The organism is Paraburkholderia sp. WS6 (assembly GCF_030464835.1).
Taxonomy (GTDB): Bacteria; Pseudomonadota; Gammaproteobacteria; order Burkholderiales; family Burkholderiaceae; genus Paraburkholderia; species Paraburkholderia madseniana.
Map to the genome: position 1 here is coordinate 47,529 of NZ_JALQCK010000056.1, position 6,000 is coordinate 53,528.

General features: G+C 54.7%; 5 protein-coding genes. 1 reads left to right on the top strand and 4 read right to left on the bottom strand.

Annotated elements, in window-relative coordinates:
* Positions 1 to 1,919: 1,919 nt before the first annotated feature.
* From M0D64_RS40140 to M0D64_RS40155, 4 genes are all read right to left on the bottom strand, one after another.
* Positions 1,920 to 2,534 carry a hypothetical protein gene (locus M0D64_RS40140; protein WP_266261736.1) on the bottom strand — a complete coding sequence of 205 codons (615 nt, stop codon included), beginning with the start codon at positions 2,532 to 2,534 and terminating at the stop codon, positions 1,920 to 1,922.
* A gap of 456 nt (positions 2,535 to 2,990) precedes the next feature.
* Complete coding sequence (locus tag M0D64_RS40145) at positions 2,991 to 3,533, bottom strand: hypothetical protein (RefSeq protein ID WP_266261737.1); 543 nt, start codon at positions 3,531 to 3,533, stop codon at positions 2,991 to 2,993.
* A 149-nt stretch (positions 3,534 to 3,682) separates the two neighbouring features.
* Entirely contained in the window at positions 3,683 to 4,228 is a 546-nt protein-coding gene (locus tag M0D64_RS40150; protein ID WP_266261738.1) for a hypothetical protein, read from the bottom strand.
* A gap of 194 nt (positions 4,229 to 4,422) precedes the next feature.
* On the bottom strand, positions 4,423 to 5,049 hold the full coding sequence (locus M0D64_RS40155) for a tyrosine-type recombinase/integrase (RefSeq protein ID WP_266261739.1): 627 nt from the start codon (positions 5,047 to 5,049) through the stop codon (positions 4,423 to 4,425).
* A 134-nt stretch (positions 5,050 to 5,183) separates the two neighbouring features.
* Between M0D64_RS40155 and M0D64_RS40160 the strand changes: the two genes are divergently transcribed.
* Positions 5,184 to 5,828 carry a hypothetical protein gene (locus M0D64_RS40160; protein WP_266261740.1) on the top strand — a complete coding sequence of 215 codons (645 nt, stop codon included), beginning with the start codon at positions 5,184 to 5,186 and terminating at the stop codon, positions 5,826 to 5,828.
* The last annotated feature ends 172 nt before the right edge of the window (positions 5,829 to 6,000 follow it).

The following is a 6,000-nucleotide window of genomic DNA, read 5'->3' on the forward strand; positions in this document are numbered from 1 at the left end:
TAAGAGAAAGCAAGCCAACGCTTAAAAACACATGTGCTCGTCAAAGCTTCGCGTGGGAATGTGCGTGTTGATATTCATGCGCGACACCGAGCACGCGCTTGATCCACATTGGGAAGCAAGCGAAGAGTTTACTGAAGCAGTTCTTGACCGTCCGCAGGCGACCCGAAGCGGTCGCTCGGTCCTGTCTTTTATGAACGACCGCTCCACAGCGGTGCAACGGCCATTCAGTTTCTCCTTCTAGCCTGCAAGTCCGCGTCCGTTTCGACTTTTTCATGGTTATCCCGGCATGCACGCGGGGGCCATCGCTAAGCAACCCGAAACTTCTCCATTCATTCCTCGATCGTGGCTGAGCATTTATTTGGTTGGTCCAATACGGTGCACTGCCCTGCGACGCTGTGCGCGTGATCGCGGTCCTTGCCGCGGTAATGCGATCCACACGACCGGTTGATTCGCAAATCCCATGGTTTCCGGTTGACTAGTGGATAAAATTACCTACCATCCATTGGGAGCCAGTCGGGGTAATGAAACGCCGTTCAATGACAAGTTCACGGTGCGCGCTGCTCCGAAGAAATGCAAGATGACGGTTAATCGTAATTTTTGGAGTTTAAAAAAGACTCTGCTAATTGCACGCCGTATTATTCATTTAGTTAATATTTTCATAGAGATCGAGATGAAGCTTAAAATCGTCGTTGCCGTGGTGGCCTCCTTCATGTCATTTGCAGCGCTAGCCTGCACGGCTACCAACGAAACTGGAGGGAGCTGTTCCATCGATTCGTGCCCCGACGGGAGCCACCCACAGTGTCAAAATTCTTCCGGTGGGTCCACTCCAGTTTGCGAATGCGCGCATAACTAGGTAGCTAAAATTGCTTTCGTGGGCTAATGCGTCATGGTGCTTTCCGTATTCAAGTCGCTTCTGAGGCTTTCTATGTCACCTACAGTGCGTCGAGTCGTATTGGAGGTGGTCGGCGTTATCGGGTTATCAGTTTTGGTCTGGGCTCCGCCCGCTGCGGCGGTTGAGATCAACACTAAAGTAGGGGGCGGAAAGTACGTTGAGCCGAGAGACCGGGACCTATATGACGGAAAAGAACACACGATGAATCGACAAGGATGGCTGAACGAGGTGCCTGTTAAGTCTCCCCAAAACGACCCAGATTGTAAGGACGAGCTTCATGCGCACTGTCATGAGATGTGCGTGACAGTTGACCTCTCAAAGTATCATGTAGAGAGACCATTGTCCGTGCAATATGGGGGAAGGTTTGCAAAGGACCCGGAGGAGTGTCGTCATGGACCATATAGCAGTTGCGCCTATGGCCAAACCTGTGCTGACGGATACAGCAATTTCAAATCCCAGACAGAAAGCGAAAATAACAACGAATTAAAGGTTTGCGCTATCTTTAAACACTGGGTCGCTGAGTCAGGCCGATGTGGCGCAATGCTTATTAATGGAGTCACTCCGCGTTAGTTCTCGTGTCAGTAGACTCAGTTGCAGCGGTTTTCAAGTCCGCATCCGCTCGAAGTGATAGCTGACATTTGTGGCCGCCGAGGTGTGAGTATCGGGAAAGCGATCTGTAGCCGCCTCGTAGATGCCGGTACATGGATGTCGGGTATGGCCGAGAAGCGGCTTCGGTCTGCCGAAATTCAAAGTCCGTTTGCTGGGCCTACCCGACGTCCGGATGCTCTGTTGACGGTGCTGGCGAGCGACGGTACATGGCCGGATCCTGCCCGATGTTCCACATGGGCAGACTCGCCCGCCGCGCATCCCGCGTCGGACCGTACCGGACCCATCTCGACCTTTTGCGGTAGCCAGGCTGCAATGGTCCCTTTCGAGGTAGAACCACCCCTCGAATCACGACCGCGGGGCCAGCGATCCGGTCGCCGCTATTGTTGATTCGCATCCGCTCTGCTTGAATCGCAAATCGCTAATAGCAGTTTGTACGGGTCGTATTTCCATCGGTATCCGATCTGCAATTCAGTGTCTGAGTCGGAGGATGATTCATTCCTTGCGCGACACCCGACACGAAGCCTCCGAGTAACATCAGGGCGACATCCGTCCCTGAAACGCCGGAACTTGCCTGCTGCTGTTGTTGTTGCGCCTCTTGCTGTGCGCGCTGGTTTGCTTCTTGTCGAGCCCGCATCTGCGCCATCTCCTGTTCAACCCGTTGCCTCTGTTCAGCCCGTAGCCTTTGGTCCTCTAGCGCAAAAAGCGGCTCCATCATTCGAACACGTAACGAATCCTGGTACGGGCCATCAACCTTGGAGGGTTGTGTCAGCCACACAGTGGCGGTCTTGAGCGGGTGACCGGGAGGCATAGGCGTCACTATGCGCCCATCCCATATCGCACCGTTGGGCCATACAGCTGTGATTTCGGTCGTCAGCAGACCGTGAGCCTTACCCCATTCCGTTGGAATCAGCGGCGGTACATTCAAGGGTGACACGCCGACGTAGTTGCCCGCCGAGAAAATGGTGGCACCCTCCGGAACCGTATGAATCGTCCATGTCAAGGTATCGGGACCAACAGCCTTGAGGGCTGCCACTGGGGTGATCGCCCCCCTGTTAGCCCCCTGCGGGTTTGTGGTGCACCCCGTGAAAAAAGCAATGGCTACCATCGCCGATATAGCGAAGCATGCTCTCATGGCCGTTCTTCTTATTGGTTAGGTCGCGTAGAGTTTAACGTTCCATCTTCTTACAACCGTTCGCTGGGCAACACGTGTTGATCTTCATCCGATCTTGTAGTGTGCACGTCCGCGGTACAAGGTTTGATGTCGACGATACTGGCCGAACGCAGTCCGAGCAGGCGTGTCCGCTGTTCAAGGCGGAGCGGCCATTCGAACGACCGAATGTCATAGACGGCGAAAGGCGGCAACTGGCCGAACCCGGTCCGATGCCGAACCGACGAGTTGGCCACCGTTGATCTTTCCGCTGCCGGCAGAACCGACCCTGAGCGGCCCTCGCATTTTCCGAAAGCAGCCATCCAACATCAACCAGAGATGCTAGCTAACTAATACTTCACCGGTCACGTAATCAAGCCGATACACACTTCCGTTGAAATCCACGGCTTCGATATAACCGGGCAGCAAGCGAAAGCCTTCAGAAAACACGTCGGCGCCAGACGCCTGCCAAACCAGATCTCCTTCTAACGAGAGTCGGGAAATCTCCAGCTCCCCGTGTGAAATGAGGAAGCCTCGACTACTTTCCCAGTAGAGACCGAAGCACGTTGCCATATCGACTCGAGTTGACCATACCAACCCATGGGGCGACGACAACGAAAGGCAAGCAGCGTGATCGCCGACTGCGAGGTAAAGCTTGTCATTGAGCACCAGCGCAGAACGATCATGCACGGACGAGCATCCTCCGTCCGCGCCAACGACTACTATTCCGGTGGCGTTCAGCGCTATCCCGTGAACAGAAGTTGGCTGGTCTCGCGTAAGCAGTACCTCAAGCGCGTACGTCCGCACATTGTCTTTCGAATCAAATGAGTATGCAGGCTCGTTCACAATGCTGACTGTGCCAAATTGCGTGTCAATTTCTTGCATTTGAATTTGTCATCTGCTGAATTAACCCGGATTGTCGACCATTCGTGTATCGATGTCGAACGACCGTTCCTGGCCGCACTTTGCCTTTGCCGCGCCCCCCGGTTCATCAACAACCGCGCGCTCGACAGCGATTAAGCGTGAACCTGCAATCAGCGCTCATCGGGGACGTATTCCGCAAAGAGGATCCGCATATCATCGCTGACCCCGTAGCCAAAGCTATTGCAGACTCGACATACTGCGTCGAGTCGCGCGAAGAATCGATCGCGCTCGTCACGCGACAAGGCAACCGACAATCTCAGAGCCTGTTCATACATTCGTACTAACGCAGCAAAAAACGTGTCGTCTTCGAAGCCAACCTCAGCGCAAAATCCAGCGGCGCGTTCGCAATAAAACACCATAAGCTCTGCCAACCCTTCGGGCCGTCCGACAGCTTTCCTGTAATCCGAGATCGCCTTCTTCGCATTCGAGACCGAAGCGGCCTGATCCCTGAAAACGTCAGGACATACCCATCTGTCAATGGTGCGTTTGTATGGCTTCAGAAGATCGTCACCCAGGTTAAATCGCGCATGCAGGAACGCCTGGTTTTCCTTGCTCGCGGCGTACAGGTCTTGAACGAGCGCAAGCAAACCGGCACGATCGAATTGCGAGAGATGTCCTTTGACATCAACCCACGACGGCTTGGCTGTCTTTTTCACGATTACCTAAATTGACGATCAAGCTGCCGGTCCGCCTGCATGGCAGCCATATGGATGCTATTTCCGAACGCGACGGACGACGCTCGGAGTTTCGCACATCCCGAGTCGGTACTGATTGTCAAAGATTTCAACCAGAAGTGCGACAGGTCGCTTGTGGCCGGACAGCGACCGTTACCATCCGGCCTGACCGTAGCTCAAACCTCGGTCTGCTCCGCCATCTCGAGTGCATCGTCGACTTCGATGCCGAGGTATCGAACTGTGCTTTCCAGTTTCGTGTGACCGAGTAGCAACTGAACCGCCCGCAGGTTTTTCGTTCGGCGGTAAATTAGCGACGCCTTGGTTCGACGCATCGTATGCGTTCCGTATGCGGTATCGTCAAGGCCAATCGACCCTATCCAGCGGTGCACCAGACGGGCGTATTGGCGCGTGGACAGGTGCGGGGACCCGTGAATGCGGCTCGGGAATAGAAAGTCGGCCGGCACCAGCTTCGCCAGCTTGATCCAGGCCTCCAAACTATCGCGGGTCTGTTCGGTGATTTCAAACTGGACCGGACGTTGCGTCTTCTGCTGCATGACCATCGCCCGTGACGCTACACGCTGGCCAAGGCAGACATCACGCACTCGCAATTTGGTCAGATCGCATGCCCTCAGCTTGCTGTCGATGGCCAGGTTGAACATCGCGAGGTCGCGGGTTCTTGCGGCCAGTTGCAGACGAATCCGTATCGCCCAGATCTCTTTCAGTTTTAGCGGGGGCTTCTGCCCAGTAAGCTTGCCTTTGTTCCAGGGCATGCGTGCCGGGCTGGCCGTGGTAGTAGCTTCCATGACGATCTCCTTTCAAGTGAAGGGAGTACCAGTCTGCGCGAATCACTGGGGGCGATAACCGGCCAGGTGCGGTCATTGGACTGATGGTGCTAGATTGGCGACAATCTGAAGCACCAAACTTTGGGCACTCCGACATGATCGTTAAATTCATCCTCGAAATCATCGATGCGGCCACGGCGTGTCCTGCAAAGAGCTTTGCGATCGAACTGCCAGATCCGTCTGTCGTTTCCTCTTTACTGGAGGACGAGGAATTTGATGCACGTTGTGTCTATGAGTTAGACGCGCACGAGACGGCTAGAATCTCAGCGCATTTCGGTTTCTCGGTTGGAGAATCGGCCTCAGCAATTCTGAGACCCCGTCATTGGCTTGATGACCTTCCTTACCAGGTCCACACAAATCGGGAGCTTGCGCTGATGCTTGACGGCGTGAAACCCATTGCCGCTTTCGCCGACGAATATCCATCGTTGACGGACGTCAGTGTGATTCCAGAGCGGCTATTCGACCGTTATGTGGCGGCTGGACGATTTGTAAAGAGAGAGTACGTCGGAATAAAGGTTCTCAAAGGCCACCGTACAAGGCGCGTTTTGTATGCGCGACCTGACGAAGCGTGGCGGATCGACGCCTATATACTTCTTTGGCATACAGGAGAAGTGACTGGCTGGAACGAATCGCTTGAACGCATGGAGGGGTTCCTTCTAGGTTACGAGGAGTGGCAGACAGACGCATACATTCGCGCGGCCAAAGCACGAACGGGTGCGAGCCAGCAAAACACCTCATGACTGGCGACGGTAGTAAATTGCTGTTCCTCCCGCCATAGGGTGCATCGAACGTCTCGTCTCGGGGGATTCGACTGATTGCTCAGGGTCGCCTGCGGAATTTCGACATGGGACCGGGTTCGGCCAACAGGAGACACTCGACTCAATCCCGAGGATCGTTGACAATGCCTCGCCG

Bases quoted from the DNA above. Each gene is read 5' to 3' on its own strand.
- M0D64_RS40145 (WP_266261737.1), bottom strand. From the start codon at position 3,533: ATGCAAGAAATTGACACGCAATTTGGCACAGTCAGCATTGTGAACGAG.
- M0D64_RS40160 (WP_266261740.1), top strand. From the start codon at position 5,184: ATGATCGTTAAATTCATCCTCGAAATCATCGATGCGGCCACGGCGTGT.
- M0D64_RS40155 (WP_266261739.1), bottom strand. From the start codon at position 5,049: ATGGAAGCTACTACCACGGCCAGCCCGGCACGCATGCCCTGGAACAAA.